At 38.9% G+C, this 22,637-nt stretch carries 19 protein-coding genes and 2 pseudogenes; 8 read left to right on the plus strand and 13 right to left on the minus strand.

Annotation, left to right across the window (positions count from 1 at the left end):
• From Q0625_RS06395 to Q0625_RS06440, 10 genes and pseudogenes are all read right to left on the minus strand, one after another.
• Nucleotides 1–305: pseudogene (locus tag Q0625_RS06395) on the minus strand (carboxypeptidase regulatory-like domain-containing protein); the annotation flags it as partial.
• A gap of 51 nt (nt 306–356) precedes the next feature.
• On the minus strand, nt 357–1,436 hold the full coding sequence (locus tag Q0625_RS06400; RefSeq protein ID WP_298824745.1) for an LptF/LptG family permease: 1,080 nt from the start codon (nt 1,434–1,436) through the stop codon (nt 357–359).
• Nucleotides 1,437–1,459: 23 nt separating this feature from the next.
• Nucleotides 1,460–2,590 carry a tRNA guanosine(34) transglycosylase Tgt gene (tgt, locus tag Q0625_RS06405; RefSeq protein WP_298824748.1) on the minus strand — a complete coding sequence of 377 codons (1,131 nt, stop codon included), beginning with the start codon at nt 2,588–2,590 and terminating at the stop codon, nt 1,460–1,462.
• A gap of 44 nt (nt 2,591–2,634) precedes the next feature.
• Nucleotides 2,635–3,675, minus strand: a complete 1,041-nt coding sequence (locus Q0625_RS06410; protein WP_298824751.1) for a DUF445 domain-containing protein — start codon at nt 3,673–3,675, stop codon at nt 2,635–2,637.
• On the minus strand, nt 3,675–4,517 hold the full coding sequence (locus Q0625_RS06415; RefSeq protein WP_298824754.1) for a hypothetical protein: 843 nt from the start codon (nt 4,515–4,517) through the stop codon (nt 3,675–3,677). Before Q0625_RS06415 ends, Q0625_RS06410 begins: the two co-directional genes overlap by 1 nt.
• Nucleotides 4,518–4,531: 14 nt before the next feature.
• Nucleotides 4,532–4,660 (minus strand): annotated as a pseudogene (locus tag Q0625_RS06420) (DUF695 domain-containing protein); the annotation flags it as partial.
• A 26-nt stretch (nt 4,661–4,686) separates the two neighbouring features.
• The gene (locus tag Q0625_RS06425; protein ID WP_298824757.1) at nt 4,687–5,526 is read right to left on the minus strand and encodes a hypothetical protein; all 840 of its coding nucleotides are present in this window, start codon (nt 5,524–5,526) and stop codon (nt 4,687–4,689) included.
• A 14-nt stretch (nt 5,527–5,540) separates the two neighbouring features.
• Nucleotides 5,541–6,320, minus strand: a complete 780-nt coding sequence (locus Q0625_RS06430) for a DUF695 domain-containing protein (protein WP_298824760.1) — start codon at nt 6,318–6,320, stop codon at nt 5,541–5,543.
• 69 nt (nt 6,321–6,389) lie between these two features.
• The gene (locus Q0625_RS06435) at nt 6,390–7,055 is read right to left on the minus strand and encodes a hypothetical protein (protein WP_298824763.1); all 666 of its coding nucleotides are present in this window, start codon (nt 7,053–7,055) and stop codon (nt 6,390–6,392) included.
• A 5-nt stretch (nt 7,056–7,060) separates the two neighbouring features.
• Nucleotides 7,061–7,660 (minus strand): riboflavin synthase, encoded by a 600-nt coding sequence (locus Q0625_RS06440; protein ID WP_298824766.1) that lies wholly within the window; start codon nt 7,658–7,660, stop codon nt 7,061–7,063.
• A gap of 70 nt (nt 7,661–7,730) precedes the next feature.
• Between Q0625_RS06440 and pdxA the strand changes: the two genes are divergently transcribed.
• Nucleotides 7,731–8,801, plus strand: coding sequence for a 4-hydroxythreonine-4-phosphate dehydrogenase PdxA (pdxA, locus tag Q0625_RS06445; RefSeq protein WP_298824769.1), 1,071 nt, complete (start codon nt 7,731–7,733; stop codon nt 8,799–8,801).
• A gap of 84 nt (nt 8,802–8,885) precedes the next feature.
• Nucleotides 8,886–10,562: a putative transporter gene (locus Q0625_RS06450; RefSeq protein WP_298824773.1), complete on the plus strand. Its 1,677-nt coding sequence runs from the start codon at nt 8,886–8,888 to the stop codon at nt 10,560–10,562.
• 54 nt (nt 10,563–10,616) lie between these two features.
• Here the strand turns inward: Q0625_RS06450 and Q0625_RS06455 are convergent, their stop codons facing one another.
• Nucleotides 10,617–11,378 carry a class I SAM-dependent methyltransferase gene (locus Q0625_RS06455; protein WP_298824776.1) on the minus strand — a complete coding sequence of 254 codons (762 nt, stop codon included), beginning with the start codon at nt 11,376–11,378 and terminating at the stop codon, nt 10,617–10,619.
• Nucleotides 11,378–12,184: a type I methionyl aminopeptidase gene (gene map / locus Q0625_RS06460; RefSeq protein WP_298824778.1), complete on the minus strand. Its 807-nt coding sequence runs from the start codon at nt 12,182–12,184 to the stop codon at nt 11,378–11,380. The genes Q0625_RS06455 and map overlap by 1 nt, the downstream gene beginning before the upstream one ends.
• Before the next feature lie 159 nt (nt 12,185–12,343).
• Between map and Q0625_RS06465 the strand changes: the two genes are divergently transcribed.
• The 4 genes from Q0625_RS06465 to Q0625_RS06480 all read left to right on the plus strand — a co-directional run bounded on the left by Q0625_RS06465 (nt 12,344) and on the right by Q0625_RS06480 (nt 20,239).
• Nucleotides 12,344–14,842 (plus strand): TonB-dependent receptor, encoded by a 2,499-nt coding sequence (locus Q0625_RS06465; RefSeq protein ID WP_298824780.1) that lies wholly within the window; start codon nt 12,344–12,346, stop codon nt 14,840–14,842.
• Nucleotides 14,843–15,044: 202 nt separating this feature from the next.
• Nucleotides 15,045–17,240 (plus strand): N-6 DNA methylase, encoded by a 2,196-nt coding sequence (locus Q0625_RS06470; protein WP_298824782.1) that lies wholly within the window; start codon nt 15,045–15,047, stop codon nt 17,238–17,240.
• A 3-nt stretch (nt 17,241–17,243) separates the two neighbouring features.
• Nucleotides 17,244–18,743, plus strand: a complete 1,500-nt coding sequence (locus Q0625_RS06475; RefSeq protein ID WP_298824784.1) for a hypothetical protein — start codon at nt 17,244–17,246, stop codon at nt 18,741–18,743.
• Nucleotides 18,744–18,751: 8 nt separating this feature from the next.
• Nucleotides 18,752–20,239: a restriction endonuclease subunit S gene (locus Q0625_RS06480; RefSeq protein WP_298824787.1), complete on the plus strand. Its 1,488-nt coding sequence runs from the start codon at nt 18,752–18,754 to the stop codon at nt 20,237–20,239.
• Here the strand turns inward: Q0625_RS06480 and Q0625_RS06485 are convergent.
• Complete coding sequence (locus Q0625_RS06485) at nt 20,236–20,841, minus strand: restriction endonuclease subunit S (protein ID WP_298824789.1); 606 nt, start codon at nt 20,839–20,841, stop codon at nt 20,236–20,238. The two genes, Q0625_RS06480 and Q0625_RS06485, sit on opposite strands and share 4 nt — an antisense overlap.
• 63 nt (nt 20,842–20,904) lie before the next feature.
• Here Q0625_RS06485 and Q0625_RS06490 point away from each other — a divergent pair, with 63 nt between their 5' ends.
• Both Q0625_RS06490 and Q0625_RS06495 read left to right on the plus strand, forming a co-directional pair.
• Nucleotides 20,905–21,498 carry a master DNA invertase Mpi family serine-type recombinase gene (locus Q0625_RS06490; protein ID WP_298824791.1) on the plus strand — a complete coding sequence of 198 codons (594 nt, stop codon included), beginning with the start codon at nt 20,905–20,907 and terminating at the stop codon, nt 21,496–21,498.
• A gap of 220 nt (nt 21,499–21,718) precedes the next feature.
• The gene (locus Q0625_RS06495; protein ID WP_298824794.1) at nt 21,719–22,534 is read left to right on the plus strand and encodes a hypothetical protein; all 816 of its coding nucleotides are present in this window, start codon (nt 21,719–21,721) and stop codon (nt 22,532–22,534) included.
• Nucleotides 22,535–22,637 lie beyond the last annotated feature (103 nt).

The following is a 22,637-nucleotide window of genomic DNA, read 5'->3' on the forward strand; positions in this document are numbered from 1 at the left end:
TTAGAGTCTCCACCACCATAGCGATTCCACATTACAATGAAATCAGGTTCATAACCTTGCTTATTGACCTGTTCATTTACATGTACAGGAGGTGCTTCAAAGCCTATAAAAGTAAATTCATGGTACCTCCGTTCAGGAAGTCTGAAATACCCTTGCTCATCGGTAAAGACCTCTCCTACTTGGCAGTGTTCTATAGGATTCCCATGGTAATCCAACACCCGCCCTGTAATAATTGGTCTTGACATACGTGAAACCAAGCATGAGGTACATAAAATACTTACTAGAAATAGTAGATAGTTTTTCATGATTTTATAGTTTTTTGTTATTTCTATATTTCTAACCTCTGACCACTGAGTCTACCTCCTTGATTTTCGTATCATATAGACGGCTAATAGGGCAAATATCGCATTGGGAATAATCACCGCCATAAGGGGGGTAATCCCTGACTTCTCCGCCATGATTCCAAAGACACGCTCAAAGAACACATAAGAGAAACCGATGAGCACCCCAAAGGCCAGATTGACCCCCATACCCCCTCGCTTCTTAACTGAAGAAACGGCTACTCCTATGATAGTCAATATAAATACGTTGAATATCGCTGCCCAACGACGGTAATACACCAACTCATAAATACGGATATTAGGCGAACCTTTTTGTCGCTCCTGAGCGATAAACTTCTTTAGTTCAAAGAAATTCTTAGTCTCAGCGGCATATTCTATGGGGAGTAGATCGGTTGTTTTGAAATTAAGTAGGGTGTCTTTCTGATAAATCTGTTCATAGATATCATCTCGCTCCCCTACTTTGCGATGAGTATAGTCATAGAGCCTATAAGTCCTTACACTATCTTTCTCTATCCACTGGATAGTGCTGGCTGTGATCTTATCGGTCATAGTAAGCCCATCAAAGCGTTCTAAGACAAAGTTATCCCCTTGATTTTCATTAGCATCAAAGCTACTCACATAGATATACTCGTTCTTATTAATTTGGTTATATAGCTTAGTTCCTTTGGAATAGAGACCTTTGGAGAGATAGGTGCCATAAAACTCATTATATACTCCACTGGAATAAGGTACTACAAACATACCCATCAGCAAGACAAAGACTGAAAGTATCGTAGCCCCATAGAAATAAGGACGTAAGAAACGATTATAGGAAATCCCAGAACTGAGCATAGCCACAATCTCCGTTTTCTCAGCCAACTTGGAGGTGAACCATATCACCGAAAGGAAAAGGAAGATAGGAAAGAGAATATTAGCAAAATGCACCACAAAGTTGGCATAATACTTCAATATTGCCTCAGTAGGGGCATTGTTCTCTGTCATCTTCTGGTTCTTCTCGGCATAATCCACCAAAATACCAATGGGAATAAACATTAGGAAGAGAGCGGAATACGTCAGGAAATAACGCTTAAGTATGTATCGGTCAATTATTTTCATTCCTTGTCAAGTTTACACAGGGATTACAAACGGTTATTCATCTGGTTGACCATTTGGTTTTTCCACTGGGAGAAATCGCCTTGTAAAATATGTTTTCTTGCCTCACGTACCAACCATAGGTAGAAGCCCAAGTTGTGAATGGTAGCAATCTGCTTGCCCAAGAACTCCTCAGCAGCAAAGAGATGGCGCAAGTAAGCCTTGGTATAATAAGTATCTACAAAGGTATAACCATTTTCATCAATAGGTGAAAAATCGTTTTCCCACTTTTTATTTTTTATATTAATGGTACCATGCGCGGTAAAGAGCATGCCATTGCGTGCATTGCGGGTTGGCATCACACAGTCAAACATATCCACTCCCAAGGCAATGTTCTCTAATATATTAATAGGCGTTCCCACCCCCATAAGGTATCGAGGCTTATCCTTGGGGAGAATATCGCAAACAATCTCAGTAATCTCATACATCTTCTCGGCAGGCTCTCCTACGGAAAGTCCTCCGATAGCATTTCCATCAGCCCCTTTGGATGCTATATATTCAGCAGAGGCTCGGCGCAAGTCAGTATATACAGACCCTTGTACAATAGGGAAAAGAGACTGGTTGTACCCATACTTAGGTGCATTCTCCTCTAGGTAACTTATGCAGCGGTCTAACCAACGATGTGTCATGTGCATAGAACGCTTGGCATAGGCATATTCGCAAGGATAGGGCGTACATTCGTCAAAGGCCATAATGATATCTGCCCCTATGCTGCGCTGAATCTCCATAGATTTTTCAGGAGAAAAGAAGTGATAAGAGCCGTCAATATGGCTTTTGAATCGTACTCCTTCTTCCTTTATCTTTCGGGTACTGGAAAAAGAATATACTTGATACCCCCCACTGTCGGTAAGGATGTTTCTGTCCCAGTGCATAAACTTATGTAAGCCCCCTGCCTGCTCCAATATAGAAGTCGTAGGGCGCAAGTAGAGATGATATGTATTTCCAAGGATAATATCGGCATTGATATCTTGGGCAAGCTCTCGCTGTTGTACCCCTTTTACAGATGCCACTGTTCCCACAGGCATAAAGATAGGTGTTTCTATCACACCATGGTCAGTGGTAATACGCCCTGCTCGAGCATGAGTGGTGGCATCTGTAGATAGTAATTCAAAATTCATATAAGACTCTTTTTCAGGGTGCAAAGATAGTCAAAATTTGGCTTTTAGAAAAGCTGAGTGATAAAGTAAATTATTAGCCCTACCAATCCCCCTACTAAAGTACCATTGACACGGATAAATTGTAAGTCCTTACCTACCTCCAATTCCAATTTTTCACTCAGCTGACGCCCCTCCCACTGTGCTACTGTTGCGGAAATAAGGCGACCTACCTCCTGCTTGTTTCTCAAAACAAACTGATAGGCAATCTTCTGCAGCCAAGTATCTATCTGAGATTGTAGCGCCATATTGGCTCGTAGCTCCTCGGTAAGGTGCGCGATTCCCTTTTGGAGTAAAGCTGTTAGTTGTTGCTGCCATTGGGACGTATCTAGCCTTTGGGCAAAGTCATAAAGCTCCCCAGTAATCTCTGCTCGAATAGGATGGGAAGGTTCCTGTGCCATTTTGAGTATATATTGGTAAAGTCCCTCAGCCACCTTTTCGGCTATGGCTTCTCTGACAAAAGCAGGGACAATCATGGGAAACTGGTCGTCAATCTGTCGTTCCAATATCTGGCGATGTGTATCAAGATAGGTAGCTACTTTCTTAAGTGCTTCAGAGAGTAAGCCCTCATGCTTATGTTCTTTCAAGAATTGCACCAAAAGCGTACTGGCTTTGGTATGAAGTGGATACCCCTGAAGGAAAGTCGTTAGCTGAGCAGGAGTACTTTCCTTGGAAAGCCAATCTAAGAGAAAGGAAGAAGGCTTGATCTTAGCAATATAAGGGCGTATTTGCTGTGATTTTAGAAAGTTTTCTACCACAAATGTCCCTAAGTTCTCACCTATATCATTCTTTCTAGCCTCAATGAGATTGGTATGTGGGATATTCAGCCCCATAGGACGGCGAAAGAGTGCTACCACGGCAAACCAGTCCGCTAGTGCTCCCACCATAGCCGCTTCTGAAAAAGCCTTCAGATAGCCCACCCAACTCCACTGGGGTGCTTTACGCTGGCAAATAACCGCTGTTATATAGAGCGCTAACATCAGTAGTAAAAGCCCTGAGGCAAGGTTCTTATGTTGTTGGAGTTTTTTCTGTTTGAAATCTACATCCATTACTCATCATATTTTGTTTCAGGAAAATCTAAATAGACGGCTCTATACGTGTCTTTTTCTTTGGTTATGAGTACTTTATAATCGGTATATCCTTCTTGAAAATCTCTGTGTATAGTAAGGACAATCCCATCGGGGGTTTGGGCTGCTTTTTTCACTTCATCACCAAATCCTTCATTTTCAGCAAGTTCAAAGAAATCTACTTTTTTTCTTGATGAATGGTCATACCCAAAGGCTTCAAGAGCGAAATCATTTTTCTCTAAAGTAACTAGTCCCTTAAAACCATCTATAGTAACCAATACCACAGGATCAAAAGGAGCTTCACAACCAGTAAGCCCATCCTCATCGAAGACTCCTACCCCATAGTATTCTGTCCGATAAATCCGAATTGCCTGTGAAGCATCGAAAACTTTTTCAAAAGGCTTCTCTTGGAGCTTATAAACACGCCTTCCGTCGAGAATAAGGGGTTCTCCATTGGGCAATTCGGCCTTTACAAAATGATACTCATTACAATATTCTTGGGTATCATTATACATTAGCTCTGAAATTGCCTTGATCGTAACAAACTTCCGATCCAGATCCATGCGATACTCCAAGAATTTCCCTTTTTTATCATAAGTAGCAATAGTATCCCCCATAAGGATTGCCTCCCCTTTCTCTCTTTTGAAGGCAATATCACTTACTCCATCGGGAATATTAGGGATATAATCATCTTCTGTATTCTCTTGTGTTGCTTCATCTTCTGTTATGATAGGAGGTTCTTCTGTCATTTCAGAGGAAGAAGATTTGAAAAAATTACAGCTTACAAGCAATGATGCTACCAGAATATAAATAATCTTTTTCATTTGATTTGGTATAATTAATTTGTTTTTTCTTTTACTAAAATGGTTTCCCAGCCGTCATACCCCCCGTGTGTATCCAAAGCTATATCTATCAAATCCCAAGTGTCACCATCTATATTAATAGGCGTATTTTCCTTGGAGAGAATAGGATATACTTTTATTCCTTAAATTTTTAATCGTCATAGGAAGGCTCTGGGTAGTCCAAGTAAGTAGCCTTATACCCTTGTTCTTCTTTGGTCAAAAGTATCTTATAATTAGTATAACCATCTTGGAAATTTCTATGCATTTTAAGCACGATTCCATCTGAAGTTAGTTGTGCATTAAGTACTTCGTCTCCGCAACCATCGCCATTACAAAATTCTAAAAAATCTACTTTTCTCCTTGAAGAATGATCATAATTAAATACCTGATGAGCGATATCATTTTTTTCCAAAGTAACCAAGCCCTTGAAGCCATCTATAGAGACCAATACTACAGGGTCAAAAGGAGAGTCACAGCCTGTAAGCTCATCTGTAAAGATAGGTTGTCCATAATATTCTGTCCGATAAATCCGAATTGCCTGTGAAGCATCGAAAACTTTTTCAAAAGGCTTCTCTTGGAGCTTATAAACACGCCTTCCGTCGAGAATAAGGGGTTCTCCATTGGGCAATTCGGCCTTTACAAAATGATACTCATTACAATATTCTTGGGTATCATTATACATTAGCTCTGAAATTGCCTTGATCGTAACAAACTTCCGATCCAGATCCATGCGATACTCCAAGAATTTCCCTTTTTTATCATAAGTAGCAATAGTATCCCCCATAAGGATTGCCTCCCCTTTCTCTCTTTTGAAGGCAATATCACTTACTCCATCGGGAATATTAGGGATATAATCATCTTCTGTATTCTCTTGTGTTGCTTCATCTTCTGTTATGATAGGAGGTTCTTCTGTCATTTCAGAGGAAGAAGATTTGAAAAAATTACAGCTTACAAGCAATGATGCTACCAGAATATAAATAATCTTTTTCATTTGATTTGGTATAATTAATTTGTTTTTTCTTTTACTAAAATGGTTTCCCAGCCGTCATAACCCCCGTGTGTATCCAAGGCGATATCTATCAAGTCCCAAGTATCGCCATCTATATCAATAGGTGTATTTTCCTTGGAGAGAATCAGACAATAACCCAAGTCCTCCTGCTCCTCCTTGCCCTCCTCTGGTACTACTTTTTTACTACTATACACAGTAAAGCCCAAAGCTGCTGCTTTTTCTATAGCACTAAGCATATCCTGCTCAGTATCAAAATAAAGCCAATGCTCTATAGGGCGTGGCACCTCCACTTGGTCATCATTCTCTTGACAAGCATAAAGTATCTCCCTATTATAGATAGTCTGCTTTTCGTAAATATTGGGATACAAGCCCTTTAGGAAGAAATTCCAGGACTTATCCTCGGAGCTCTCCACCTGATAGGAGTAACCCATGCTACTATCCCAAGTAGCACTTAAGCGTTCTTGCAAAGCCTCAGGTGCTTGTGAATAAAAATACCAAGTAACCTCACCCCGCCCAGTAAGCACCGCTACCAATATATCCTTATCGGACTGCAAGGGACGGAATATTTTGTCTTCTATGGCATAGATTTCAGGACGTTCATTGGTAGAAAAACCATTTTGATCAGGATTTTTTAGCTCTATTGTAATCCTTACACAATAGGAAAAACCTTCCAAAGGAGCTACTTCATCAAGAGCTAAGTTCAATCGGAACACCGCTGGATCATCATCAAGCCAGCTTCTGTACACGTTCCATTCTTGGGGAATTTGATTTGTCATTTCTTTTAGGTTTTAGGTTTTAGGGATTAGTTATTTTTACCTTTTACTTTTTACTTTTTACCTTAATTACTACCACCATCTTCCAGAGAAAGTGACTCTCATCAGGAAATAATTACCTCTAAGAGAAGGGGTTACTCCTGAGAGGGTCGGGTTCTGCAAAAAATACTGAAGGCTCAGTTGTACGATATGCCGTTCCAGCTCAAAGGTATTCTGTACACCTAAGGCGAAGACCATACGCGTTTTCTCGTTCTTATCCAAGTCTTTTCTATCCTTTAGTCCCTCATACTTGGGTGTGAAGCTTACCCCACAACCTCCCACAGAAGCCAAAGCACCAAGGTGATAGTAGTCATTTTCAAAGAAAGGATAAGAGTATTCCAAAAGAACAAATACACCTGAGAGGCTATTCTTCTCGGAGGTAAAATGCTCATAGATAGGAGTGGAAGAAAACGTTCCTTTTGCATAGTCATAGACGTATTTTTTCTCTCCTGTGTCTCGCTGATAGTGGACAGGATATTGACTTTTTGTAGCCATTAAAAAGCCTGCAGTAAGTCCCAAAAAGCTCCCTTCATCTGCTAGCTGTAGGCTCACCGATATAGGGTTTAGCATAACCCCCGCCTGCTGATTCTCTCCCAAAGGGAACGCCGCTCCTACTCCCAAACCCATAAAAAAACCATCTTGTGCGACCATAGTCCCTGAGAAGAGCAGGAAAAACAAACTAATAAATATTCTTTTCATAATCGTTAGATTTTAAGTTCTAAAGCCCCGACCTTTGCCAAGACATACTTGCCTATGACGTCAAATTCCAAATTGACCTTGTCCCCTACCCTAAGGGTATGAAAACAAGTATGCTCATAGGTATAAGGAATCACCGCTACGGAGAAAGCTCCTTTTTGTGAACCTACCACCGTAAGGCTTACTCCATTGACAGTGATAGACCCTTTCTCTATAGTCATATTCCCCAAGGAAGGATCATAATGAAAGGTGAAGACACGGCTGCCCTGAGCGTCCTCAATCAAGTGACAGACACCTGTCTGATCCACATGTCCCTGCACAATATGCCCATCCAAGCGATCACCGAGTTTCATGGCGCGTTCCAGATTGACCTTGTCCCCTACTTGCCAAGTGCCTAGGGAGGTCTTTCGGAGCGTTTCATCAATGGCTACCACCTCATAGACATTGTTGTCAATTCCTACCACTGTAAGACATACTCCGTTATGGGCAACACTTTGGTCTATCTTAAGCTCACCGGCAAGCTCGCTTTCTATAAAAAAGTGGCGGTTTTTCCCTTGGGAAGTTATTTTTGCCACGCTACCAATTTTTTCAACAATTCCTGTAAACATTTTCAATAAAATTACGTATTTTTGCACCTTCAAACGCACGCGCTGAAATGCGATGCAAATTAACAAAAAAATGAGCGAAAAAACAAATATTCGTATAGGAGTTTCCATAGGGGATCTCAATGGAGTAGGTTTGGAAGTGGTAATGAAGACATTTGCCGATGAACGCATGTTGGACTTCTGTACGCCTGTACTCTTTGCATCTAACAAGGTTATTGCCTTTGGAAAAAAACAGTTTGGGATAGACTTCGCCTACAATGGGATTGTACACCTAAACTCTATTATTGACCACAAAATCAATGTAATGAATATATGGCGGGAGCTTCCTGCTATCCAGCTGGGCACTCCCACTCCTGAGAGTGGTCAGTGTGCTTTGGACTCGCTTACCGCTGCTGTAACCGCCCTAAAGGAAGGATCGGTAGATGTACTCGTTACAGCCCCTATCAATAAGAAAAATATCCAGTCCGAGAACTTTCACTTCCCCGGACATACCGACTACTTAGCTCAAGAACTGGAGGGCGATAGCCTTATGTTCATGGTATCGGATGAGCTTCGTGTGGGACTTCTTACGGATCACCTTCCGCTAAAGGATGTGGTAAAGCACCTCAATCAGGAACTGGTAGAGAAGAAAATCCGCCTGATGGAAGCTTCTTTACGTATAGATTTTGGTATTATTCGTCCTAAAATAGCTGTATTGGGTATCAATCCCCATTGTGGTGACCAAGGGGTTATAGGCAACGAAGAAGAGAGAATCATACACCCTGTGATACAAAAGCTCTACAAGGAAGGTATTTTAGTCTTTGGTACTTATAGTGCCGATAGCTTCTTTGTCTCAGACTACAAACACTTTGACGGAATCATCGCCCCTTACCACGACCAGGGATTAATTCCTTTCAAGATGATGTCCTTCGGCAAAGGTGTCAATTTCACAGCCGGACTCTCCAAAGTGCGTACCTCCCCTGACCATGGCACTGCCTACGCTATCGCCGACAAAGGCATAGCCGATGAAAGCTCTTTCCGTGAGGCTGTATATACTGCTATCGACATATATAGGAAGCGCGCTGAGAATGAAGAACTCATTGCCAATGCCTTGGACGTTAATAGCTTAGATAAGGGATTTCTTTCCAAAGAGAAAGGAGACTAGCCAATGAGCTAATGAGACAATTTGGCAATTACTTAATTGACAGATCGGCAAATTGAGGAATCGACTCATCAACTAATTATAATTATGGACTGGTTTTTTAACTTAATGACCAATCATGAAAGTGTCGCCTACACGGTAATTATCTATAGTATAGTAATTGCTGCAGGGGTAGCACTTGGAAAAGTCCGCATAGGAGGGATATCCTTTGGTATCGCTTGTGTACTCTTTACAGGTATTGCGGCATCCCATTTTGGTTTTACGATCAATGCTCATGTACAGCATTTTGTAAAAGAATTTGGGCTTATTCTATTCGTTTATACCATTGGACTACAAGTAGGTCCAGGTTTCTTTGCCTCCTTCCAGCGGGAAGGGATTAAGTTCAATGCCTTGGCAGTATTGGCTGTATCACTGTGTATGCTTTCAGTGATTGCTATTCACTACATCACAGGAATAGATATGGCCACTATGGTCGGTATTATGTCTGGGGCGGTTACCAATACCCCTGGATTGGGAGCTGCTCAGGCTACACTGAGCGATTTAGGCTCTACAATATCCGACTCGGTACTCTCCACAGGTTATGCGGTAGCTTATCCCTTTGGGGTCTTGGGGATTATTCTTGTGATGCTCGGCATGAAAGCCTTCCTCAAAATTAATATAGAGACTGAAAAGCGCCTACACAGTTTCCGCCATCGTGGAGAACATTCCACTATTGTACGAGTGGCTTTTGAACTGGAAAACCCAGCCCTTTTTGGTAAAAAGCTTAGTGCTATTCACCAGACTTTAGACTTCAACTTTATCTGCTCTCGTATTTTTAAAAATGGAGAAGTGATCTTGGCCAATGACCATATCACCTTGCACAAGGGAGATATTATTCTTTTTGTCGTAGATAAGCAATATAGTGAAAAATTAAGCAACCTCATTGGGGCATCAGTAAAGACTGAAGAATACTTCCCAGAAGATACTAAGGATAAAAAACTCATCTCTCGTCGTATCAATGTGACTCAAAAAGAGGCTTATAGCAAGAAGCTGTCCGAGATGAATATATACGAACGCTTTGGAGTTACCATTACTCGTGTATATAGAGCAGGGATGGAGTTTGTCGCCTCTCCTGATACCAAGTTGCAATTTGGTGATACCATTACCATCGTGGGCAGTGAAGAGCAACTAAAGATAGCTACCAAAGAGTTTGGAAACTCTAAAAAACGTCTTAGTACACCCCATATAGCGGAACTCTTCTTAGGAATTACCTTAGGGGTCTTAGTCGGCAGTATTCCTTTCCATATCCCTGGAGTACCTGTACCTGTAAAATTAGGGTTGGCAGGAGGCCCTCTTATCGTGGCTATCCTTATCAGTCGCTACGGAGGAAGACTTTCTGTTACGCACTACGTATCCCAAAGTGCTAACCTCATGATACGAGAAATAGGGATTGTTCTCTTCTTGGCAAGTGTGGGCTTGGATGCAGGAAAGAGCTTTATCAGCACCCTCACCGAGGGCGATGGTGTCTTGTGGATGGGACTAGGTGCCATTATCACCTTAGTACCACTGATTGTAACCGCATGGCTCTCTCGCTGGAAAGGGAAGCTCAACTACTTGGAGACTTGTGGACTTTTGTCAGGAGCCTCCACAGACCCTCCTGCATTGGCTTTTGCTAATGACATGACAAGCTCTGATGTACCTGCCCTTACGTATGCCAGTATCTATCCACTTACGACCTTTTTGCGTATTATGGTCGCCCAGTTACTGATTGTTTTCTTTGTATAGAATAAACCATATAAAAAGGCGCAATAAATTGCGCCTCTACCTTAATACTCCCTTCTACTTAGAGCAGATAGGGAGTATTTCATTTTTTACCAATCGGTATTTTTCTATTTCTTCGTCTGTGGCGACCTCCGTACAAGGTAAGGGCAACACTGAAAAGCCTATACTACGGAGCTTGTCAAAATAATCCATACCATAGATGCGCACATGGTCATATTGACCAAAAATACGCGCTCGCTCCTTAGGGTCGGTTATAGAGTCATCGGCAAAGGTCTCTGCCCGCTCTATCTCCTGTGGCACTTGAAAGATCCCCCAACCGCCCTTCTTGAGCACTCTATAAAGTTCCCTCATAGCTTGGGTGTCATCAGGGATATGCTCCAAAACATGATTGCAGAGTATTACATCAAACTGTTCATCCTCAAAAGGCAAGGCACAAATATCTGCTTTCACATCGGCCAATGGAGAATAGAGGTCGGAGGTGATATACTCCAAATTGGGCTGCTGCCTAAAACGCTTATAAAACGCTTGTTCTGGAGCTATATGAAGTACCTTGAGCGGAGCGGAGAAAAAGGAAGTTTTCCGCTGCAAATACAGCCACAGCAACCTATGTCGTTCCAGCGAAAGCGTAGAAGGCGAGAGTACTCCCTCTCGTACCTTTCCATAGCCATAAGGCAGAAAAGTACGGAAGCTACGCCCATCAATAGGATCCGTATAGCGATCCCCCTTGTAATAAAAGCTCAAGAGTGGCCTCACCCAATAACTGGCACGAATCAGCCAAGGACGTGGTAGGGTGTTGAGTATCGTTTTTATCAGTCGCATTATTTATACAAGAATTCGTCCTCCTCGTGGCTTTCTATCCCCAAAGCCTCATAGATATACTTAAAGGTAGAAAGCAACCTAGGCTTACCATCAATAAGGGCTACATCATGCTCAAAGTGTGCAGAAGGCTTACCATCACGGGTGAGAATCGTCCAACCGTCACGCAACTGGTTGATATTCTTAGTACCCATATTGATCATTGGCTCTATGGCTACCACCATCCCCTCTACAAATTTCTTTCCTCTGCCTCGCTTGCCATAGTTAGGCATCTCTGGATCTTCGTGCATTTTGGTACCTACTCCATGTCCTACCAGCTCACGTACTACTCCATAGCCATGCTTTTCGCAATAGGTCTGTATAGCATAACCCACATCCTCTACCCTATTGCCGAGCCTAAACTCACGAATCCCCAAATAAAGAGATTCTTTGGTAACCTTCAGCAATTGTGCTACCTCTGGGCTTACCTCTCCTACAGCAAAAGTATAGGCATGGTCACCATAGTAACCATTCTTCAAAGCTCCACAATCCACCGAGATAATGTCTCCCTCTTGCAGGGGTTTATTATTGGGAATCCCATGTACCACTTGGGCATTGGGACTTACACACAAGGTATTAGGGAAACCATAAAGCCCTAAGAATCCAGGCTTGGCATCCTGAGAACGAATATAGTCCTCTGCCAATTTGTCTAAGTATAAGGTAGTTACCCCAGGTTTTATCTCACTGGCCAACATGCCTAAGGTGCGAGAGACCACCTGTGCACTCTCGTACATAATCTCTATTTGTTCTCTTGTTTTTACCTTTATCATTGAATGAAAGTTTACAAACATGCAAAAGTACGAAATTAATGACGAGTTATGAATGATTCATGATTAATTAACTTTTTCGTAACTAATAATTCATGTGAATGTATTATTTTTGCAGCCTGAAATTATTATTTTAAATTAGTTTAAATAACCATTTTGTATATGCGTAAATATCTATTATTATGGGGATTGCTTTTGGGTTGTATCCCCACACTACTGGCTCAAGAAGCCATCATAGTACGCGGACGTGTTACCGATACACAGGGCAACCCGCTCTTAGGGGTAAGTATCGTGTTAGAAGGCACCACCAAGGGAGCTTCTACCAACGAAAAAGGGCTCTATGAAGTACATCGTGTCCCTGTTGGCAAGCAGACTTTTGTATTTAGCTCCATGGGTTACCAAACTGTAAAGCAAGTCTTTGAGGTAACCCCGAACCCATCGGGCACCCATACCCACCTGAATGTCTCCTTACAAGAGGAAGCTCAACAGCTCCAAGAGGTAGAAATCATAGGGCGCCGAGAAAGTTCCTATAAGAACACCTCTTCCTTCTCTGGAACCAAGACAGCCACTGCAATTCGCGACATCCCCCAAACCATCAACTATGTAACCAAAGAGGTCATCCTTGACCAAGGTGCCTCCACGGTGAATGATGTAGTAAAGAATGTCAGTGGGGTAAGCCAATACACCACCTACAACGACTTTAGCATCCGTGGTTTTCGTACTACAGGAAACCGCAACTCGGGGAACTTACTCAATGGGATGCGTGCCCAAACCAGCCTTTGGTCTGCTTCTTCATTGGCGAATATAGAGCGTGTGGAAGTCATCAAAGGCCCCGCTGCCGCTCTCTTTGGGAATGCTGCCCCTGGAGGAATCATCAACCGTGTTACTAAAAAACCACTCTTGCAGCGCCTACATACCGTTTCTGTTAATACCGGTAGCTGGGGTACGCTCAAGACCTATGGCGACTTCACTGGTCCCTTGAACGAGAGCAAAAGCCTACTCTATCGTCTCAATCTCGGTTATGAAACTACGGATGGGTATCGCGATTTACAAGGACGTAATACACTGACCATAGCCCCTTCTTTCTCCTTTATTCCTAATGAGAAAACCCGCTTCAATGTGGATATAACCTACTATCGCTTGGACGGTAAGGTAGATCGTGGGCAGACTATATTCGGTGATGCTGACCTCTACTCTGTACCTATCACTCGTTCCCTTAGTGCGACCAATGATTTTCTTAGGGAAACCCAAATGAACATAAGCCTAGGGCTTACCCATAAGATTACCGATAATCTTTCCTTCAATAGTACCTACCTAAACTCGTCTTATAGTGAAGACCTTAGGGAACACAACCAAGCCAATAGCTACTATATGCAACAGCAAGGCAAGGCAAATACAGGTGATCCTACCAAAATCCTCATGCAGGCACTACTAAGACAACGTACTTTCCGCAATAATAGCTTTAACAACTACTTCAACTATAACTTTACCACAGGTCTGGTAAAACATACGCTTTTGGTAGGTTATGACTACTTCCAAGTAGAACTCCTCCCTGGAGCATCCCAACTTACCGCAGGAGGCTATTTGCTTAAGAATGGAAAGACTACCACTACCTTTAACCCCGCTAGGCTCAACACTTATGTAGTGGATGCTAATAATAATCCTGTTACCAATGTGGCGGTGTTTGACCTTAACAAGCCTACCACAGGTAACGTAATGAAAGAAACCAACAAATATATCTTTACTTCAGGAAATACCAAACCTACCCTACAGACCTCACATGGGGTTTATTTACAAGAGCAATTGGAAGTAAGTATCGTAAAACTGCTCTTAGGGCTACGCAAGGAGTTCTTTAAGGATTATATCAACTACAAGGAAAACAATGGGGAAAAGATAGAACAACAAGCTCTCATTCCTCGTGTAGGTTTGGTCATTACCGCCAATGATAATATCAACTTCTATTCGACTTGGATGAAAGGGTTCGAACCTCAAACAGCTGCCATACAGTCCGACCCTGATCGCTATGGAGGACCATTTGACCCTGTATATAGCGAACTATATGAGATGGGTGTCAAGACAGATTGGTTCAATAATCGCTTAAGTGCTACCGCTTCCGTGTTCAAGATTATCCAGCAGAACTCCCTATACGATGCTTTTCCTGCTGTGATAGGCAAGCCTGACCTAAAAATGCAAATCGGTGAAGAAGAGTCCAACGGATTCGAGTTTGACCTCGCAGGAGAAATCACCCCTAACTGGAGTATCTTGGCCAACTATGCCTATATAGATGCCCGTATCACCAAGACCGCTCAAAACAATGAGAAAGACTTTGACATGCAACGCCCCTCCACACCACGCCATTCAGGGAATATCTGGACAAAGTACATCATTACTGAAGGGCCTCTCAAACATTTAGGCTTCGGAGCAGGGTACAACTTTGTTACCGAACGCTACGGACAAGTAGGTCGCCGTACCAACACCACCGTATACCCTGGTTATGGTTTGGTCAATGCAGTACTCTACTACAAGATCAACCAAATACAGCTCCAACTGAACCTCAACAACGTACTGAACCAAACCCATTGGGTAGGAGGCTACGACAAACTGCGTTCCTTCCCTGGAGCACCACGCAATATCAATGCAAGCGTAACTTACAAGTTTTAATAATAGATACCCAAGTCTATTTTAAGAAAAAGGTTGCTCTTTTGGGCAACCTTTTTTATTGTGTAATTCTTACTTCTCTCCTGCTATTTCCTTGATTTTATGGCGAAAATGTAGTATCTTTGCAGCGGCTTAATAATGAAACTAATTAGTCTATAAACTAATATAATAATTGGTCTTCACCAAAAATAAAAATCAACATTCTATGAATCGAATCATACAAGAAGGTATAAAAAGAAACCTCATCTCTGTTTCAGAAGATGAAAAGACAATAATATATATTCATCAGAATAAAAGTAGAAACTTCACCAATCCTGAAGAAAGGGTACAAGCTGAAGCTTTTATTTTGTTAGTTACTCAGTATAATTATAAGCCTGAACGAATTAAAATGTTTGTTCCTGTAAAAATGGGCGTAGAGACAAAAGAGGCTGATATAGTAGTATATAATGATGATGAATGTACAGAACCTCATATTTTAGTAGAATGTAAGAAAGCTGATATTTCAGATTTAGAATTTGAGCAAGCTATTAAACAAGCTTATAGCTATGCTTATGCAATGCCCAACGATGTAAAATATGTTTGGGTAACATCATCTGACAAAAATCAATACTTTGAGGTAGATAAAAGTAAATCTTCAAAAACTACACTGCCTGATGTTCCTCAATTTGGGGTAAAGAAATTAGCTAATTATAAATTTGTATATGATGCTAAATCTATAAAACAAAGTGAGGGAAAGCAAAGTTTTTTTGATTTACAAACTATTGAACAAGCAGCTCTTACCAATCGCTTTAAAAGGGCACATGATGCTCTTTGGGGAGGAGGACAACTCAATCCTTCAGAAGCTTTTGATGAACTGGATAAACTTATATTTTGTAAAATTTGGGATGAGAAAAAAGATAGAAAAGAAGGACAACCTTATGATTTTCAGATTATCACAGTTGATGCTTCTGAAATTAAGAATTTTGAAAAATTAGGTGAAGACGAGCTGAAAAAATCTATTCAGGAAGAGGAAAACAAACGTTTGTTTAATAGAATAAAGGAATTGTATGAAGAGGGAAGAAAAAAAGATCCTGAAGTTTTTAGAGATAATATTCGTCTTACTCTTGAAAAAGTCAGAACTGTAGTAGAATATTTACAGGATATTAATATTGGTGAAACTGATTTGGATGCCAAAGGACGTGCTTTTGAGACCTTTATGAATTCTTTTTTTAGGGGCAATTTTGGTCAATATTTTACTCCTCGTGAAATTGTAAAATTTATTGTTGATGTATTACCTATTACAAATGAATCTCTTGTTTTGGATACCTCGTGTGGTAGTGGAGGCTTTCTATTATATGCTCTTAATAAAGTAAGACAGCAAGCTGATGAATGGTATCCTAATTATAAAACAAATATAAAACAATATCCCAAGCATTTTAGCCATTGGCATGACTTTGCTGAAAAGAATTTGTATGGTATAGAAATTAATGAACAGATTTCGAGAGCTGCCAAAATGAATATGATTATTCACGATGACGGACATACCAATGTGATTACTTCTGATGGGCTCTTAAGCCCTGAAGAAATTCAAAGAAACACGGAAAACAAAGGTTTTAAATACAATCATTTTGATTTTATCATTACCAATCCCCCTTTTGGTAGTATAGTTCGCCAGACAGAAAAAGCTTATTTGAAAGAATACAAATTAGGTAAAAAAGAAGAAGATTGGTTAACTGTAAAATCAGCTCCTGAAACCGTACGTGAAAACCAAAGTACTGAAGTCTTATTCATTGAACAATGTTATAACTTCTTAAAAGCAGGAGGTTATCTAGCTATTGTTATTCCCGATGGTATTTTAACCAATAGTTCTTTGCAATATGTACGTGATCATATAGAAGAAATTTTTAGAATAGTTGCTGTAATTTCTATGCCTCAAACGGCTTTCTCAGCTAATGGGGCAGGTGTAAAAAGTTCGGTATTATTTTTAAAAAAATACACTGAATATGAAACACAGCAAATTAGGGACTTAAAGCAAAATTCAAAACATAGCTTACTATCCTCATATCAGTACAAAGAGAAAATAATACAATTAGAAAAAGAGAAAAAGCAGGCTATAAATATCCTTGAAAAACAATATAAAGAAAAATACCCTTCTCTTGATAAAAAAGGGTTAGCCCCTCTTATGGCTGAGGAGAAGAAAGAAATACAAGAAGAGTTTTCTGAAAAAATAAATAATCTTAAAGAGGAATTGCAAGATGCTTTCTTAACAGAGAAACAGAAAAAGCTAAAGGACTACCCTATTTTTATGGCAATAGCCGAAGAGATAGGTTATGATGCTACTGGTAAAAAGACTGCCGTAAACGAATTGGAGGTCATAGGAGAAGAATTAGAACGATTTATAAAATTCATTGAAAATAAATAAGCTATGATAATACGAGGTATATTAGATAATTCACTTAGTGGACAATTATGTATCAGAGGTTTTGCTCCTATTAAAGAATTAGCCCAAATTTCTTGTGCAGATTATAACTATCAAAGAAAACCTATTGAGGGAAGAGATGATATTATTACTTTTTTAGAAACAGAAACATATTTGTTTTTCCCTGAGATTATTTTAAGCTATAAAATTAGACACGATTCTGTTAAAAAATCAAATAATAGTCCTTTAATAACTATTCAATCAGGAAATAAATATAAATCAAATAAAGATAATGTTGAAATAAGAATAAAGAAAATTTTTAATTCACCAACTGATGAAGGAGTAAAAATTATTGAGCTTATTATTGCTGATGAATATATTAATTCTAAACCTTTTCATAGAATTGATGGCAACCATAGGTTATTAGCAGCAGAAACATCTACTGCTGATAAGGTTGAGAGAATGGTTGCGCCTTTTTGTATTATTTTAGGAGAAGAATTTTATGATGGAGATAGGTTAATCGAAACTCAAGACACAAAAACTTTTGACAAGGCAACTAAAATATTTTTTCACAACATAAACACTAAAACAATTCCATTAACGTCAGAAGAAAATTTAAAAGTAATCATTGATGACAAAAATAATTTTCCAGATACCGAGTTAGAGATAATTTTAGGAAAAGCTGGAATTAAAACAAGAGAGTTGATGGATAAAATGAAGGCTGATTATTTTAGCGGCATCAAACATATTATTTCAAATCAGTACAGAACTTACTGCATAAAAATTTTTAATGTATTATTAGAAAACAGCAATGAAACAGACCATATAGTTGATGATGTTCTTGATGCATTAAAATGTATCGATGTTCTGTATTTAGAAAATGAAAAGTTAAAGGATAATTCAAGCTTTGGACTCCTCACAGCATTTTTATATTACAAAGTTACAGATAATACAAGTAAATTTGAATTTTTTAAAAACTGGGTAATTGAAAATCATATTTTTGATATTAAAGAAATCAAGGCAGAGAGTATTATTAAAATATTTGACAAAATAGTAGAGAAAGAAATAAAGGTTTTTGTTGCAATGCCTTATTTTCAAGGCGATCCAAACATTGTTGAAGAATATAATACAATATATAGAGATGTAATCAATAAAATAAGTATAGATTACGGAGTAAAGATTTCTCTTTATCCTATAATGCAAAATAAAGGAGAAACTCAAGACCAGATACAAGATATTATAAATAAAATTCAGAATTGTCATATTTTCATTGCTGATATATCTGATAATAATGCAAATGTACTATATGAGACTGGCTGGGCAAGAGCCTTGAAAAAACCTACACTCCTTTTTAGGGAAAAATCTTCAGCTTCTCCTAAATCAGATTATGCTAATGATACTTATCATAATTATGAAAAAAGTTGTCTGAATATTAGTCTATCTAAAATAGCGAGAAAGAATATTTTAGAGATATTGAATAAAAACTATGGTATACCTTCAAAGTAATATTTTATATGTTTAAACTATCAGAAAATATAGATCCTAATAAGGTTTTTATTGTTAATCGTTCAGAGCTTATAGGGAAATTATCACCTAATATATATGCTAATAACTTTCATTTTAAAAGTAAGATATATCCATTATTCAAGTTAGCTGATTTAGCTTTTATAAACCCAACAACAACATTTAGTAATATTCAACAACAAGAAGATATTACATTTATTCCTATGGAAGCTATAAATCAAAATTTAGGAATCATTGATGTTGAATACACAAAGAAAATAGAGGAAACAAAAGGATATACAAAATTTAAAGAAAATGACCTTATATGGGCAAAAATAACTCCTTGTATGCAAAATGGAAAGTCAGCTATCGTTAGAAATACAATAAATGGATATGCTTGTGGTTCTACTGAATTTTTCATCATTCGTTGCAAGACAAATACTATTCTAATTGAATATATTCATTTCATTCTAAGAGATAAACGCATATTAAAAACAGCTATGAACTTTTTTGGAGGAAGTGCAGGACAACAAAGGGTTTCAAAAGATTTTCTACTTAATTTACTAATTCCTCTTCCTCCTTTAGAAATACAGCAACAAATAGTTGATTTATATGAGAAAGCCTATACTGAAAAACAGCAAAAAGAAGCTGAAGCTCAAAAGTTGTTAGATAGTATTGACGATTATCTTTTAGGAGAGTTAGGTATTACACTACCCAAAGAAGAAGAGCATTTACCGCAAAACAATGATAAAAACAATAGCTATAACTTAGACAATGATAATCCGTTAGTAAAAAAGGGGCGTTTGTTTTTGACAAATCTATCAGAAGTAACTGGAAAAAGAATTGACCCATATTTTTATAAAGAATCTTTTAAAAAGGCTTTTTCTCTAATAGAAAAATCTCAATATCCTATTTGTAAGTTAAAAGATATATCTGAAAAAATAACAAGTGGCATAACTCCTTTATCAGGAGGAGATTCTTATACAAATATTAGGGAAGGAATTCCATTTATTAGGAGTGGAAATATTGATATAAATGGAAATTTAAATTTTGAAGAATTATTATATTTAAAGCCTAAAATTCATAATACAATTATGAAATCATCTCAATTAAAAAAAAATGATTTAATAGTTGCTATTGTAGGAGCTACAATTGGACGAGTTGGTATTTATTTAGATAATATAGAGGCAAATATTAATCAAGCTATAGCTTTAATACGTTTAAAACAAGAGATTAATCCCGAATATATGAAAGAATTAATAAATTCAAGTATAGGTCAATTAAATCTTAATCGATTGAAAAGACCTGTAGCAAGAGCAAATATTAATTTAGAAGAATTAGCTACAGTAGTTATTGTAGTTCCTCCTTTAGAAAAGCAAAATGAAATAGCTACCTATATCTCACAAATACGAAGTAAAGCTAATATATTAATGGAACAAGGGGAAGAGTGCTTAGAGAAAGGCAAACAAGAAGTGGTGCAAATGATATTAGGTAATTAATCACCTAATATCATTTGCTCAATATTCCTTTTTGCTGTTTCTAATGTGTTAATAGCTTCTAATTGTAGTTTTTTAGCCTCTTCTCTAATTGCTGTAATTTTATTAGTAATATCTTTTTGTTTTTGTAGAGAAGGAATAGGAATATTTATCTTTTCCAAATCTCTTGCATACACGTGAGGTTGTCCAGCTCCTTGTTGCAAATTGTAAATTTCCTTTTGTTTTAGCTTCAATATTTCAGATAAATATAAAGTTGTTATCTCTGATTCTTCTTTTGAAAAAACAACTCTGCAATCTGAAGCAAAAATAGGATAATTATGATACCAAACATATCCTGAATAAGCACCTGAAGCACTTATAGTAATGACATTTCCTTTAAAATTATAACGATTATGAGTATAAGGACTTATTTGTCCTCCTGCTATTACAGGATAATCACCTTTTTCTATTTCATTTGAAGTAATACTTTGTCCTTTTAATAAATACGCTAAATGCTTCAATGTTTTATTAGGATAATTTCCATCTCCTAATTTTAGTTTTCTATTTTTAAATTCAAAAGCATCCCAACGTTTTCCAGTTACTTCTGATAGATTTGTCAAAAACAAACGCCCATCATTGTTTTATTCTTTTTGATTATATTTATGAGTTTAATCAAATTAATTTATACAATGATTTATGGATATATTCGGGTAAGCTCCGATAAACAAACCGTAGAAAACCAGCGTTTTGAAATTAGTAATTTCTGTGAGAAAAACAGCCTAACTATTGATGTTTGGGTAGAAGAAACTATTTCGGGGATGACAAGAGTGGAGAATAGAAAACTCGGCAAACTCCTCAAACGTATGAAAAAGGGTGATATTCTTATCTGTTCGGAGCTCTCCCGTTTAGGGCGTAACCTCTTAATGATTATGGGAGTGCTCAATGAGTGTATGAACCGTGATATTCAGGTGTGGACAATCAAGGATAACTACCGCTTAGGGAGCGATATCAATAGCAAGGTACTAGCCTTTGCCTTTGGACTATCTGCTGAGATTGAGCGTAACCTCATCAGCCAACGCACCAAAGAGGCTTTAGCGCGTAAAAAAGCAGAAGGGGTAGTACTGGGGCGCCCCAAAGGAAGCAAATCAGCCAAAACCAAACTCACAGGACAAGAAAAACGTATCAAGGAGCTGCTGGACAAGCGAGTGTCCTACTCAGCTATTGGGCGTATTCTTGGTGTACACCGCCTAACGGTCAGCAGCTTTGTCAAGGAAAAACTTTAAATCTCTTAAATACTTAACTTTATTTTTTATTGTATAAATTCTTACTTCTCACATAGCGTTTCCTTGACTTTGCCGCTCTGATTATCGTAACTTTGCACCACATTCAGAGGTCAGTTATGGGGGCAGAAGCTGTGGCAGCAAAGTATAGGAGCAATTCGCCCATAGTTATTTATCGTTAGTCGCAATAAACTGAAAACTGACTTCTGAGAACTTTTAACTTATGGAAGAGGCTTTAGAAATACTTTGGACATACGCACGCCGTCAGGCGATTGATTGCAATGGCAAGGTGGTAATTCCTACCATTAACCAAAGTATTGCCGCTATCCGTTTGATCATTCGTTTGGAAGGAGCTAGAAAAAATAATGAGAAAAAAGTAAAAAGTAAAGCCAGCGAAAACTTGGAGCTGGGTATGTGGGTGAATAGTAAAGCCAGCGAAAACTTGGAGCTTGGGCATAGGAGAGAAGAACGAAAAGTGATGAAAGAAGAACGAAGGGTAATAAACGTAGCCGACTATACTTCCTTTGAGGAAGAAGAGGAGGAGGAAGACGTGTCGCCTTTCGCTCCTTTTCTATGGACTGATGATGAGCTATCTCTTGCTCATGAAGAACAACTATCTAAGGAAGTACCTCTTGCTCATGAAGAAGAATCTCCTAATGAGGGTATACCTTGTGAGAACGAATCGTCCTCATACGCCTCTTCAACAAACTTTACCTCTACCACGCCACTCCCCTCTCTTATTCCTGTTGCGGAGACGCCCTATCACCAGCAACTCAAGAGCTGTGCTAAAAAATATTTTTCAAAATATATGATTACCCAACCTTTCTCTAACGGAAAGTGTCAGCCGACGACCTCTTGCAAGCGTCCATACATCGCAATTGATCACCCTTATGACGGCTTTCCTACAAAGAAGCAACACCCTACGCTACACTATTTCTCGATAGGAATTACCCAAGCAGAGCTGCTCTCTAACGTAAGACCGCCACCGAAGAGTCTCGAGCTAGTAAGGCAAATCAATAGTAGAAAAACAATTGTATAGTCCCATTCATCAAGGCGCAATTTATTGCGTCTTTACGGAAGACTGTGCTTTTGGGTAATTGTCTTAGCCAGCGCATGTGTAGAGACGCAATTTATTGCGTCTT

The organism is uncultured Capnocytophaga sp. (assembly GCF_938029845.1).
Taxonomy (GTDB): Bacteria; Bacteroidota; Bacteroidia; order Flavobacteriales; family Flavobacteriaceae; genus Capnocytophaga.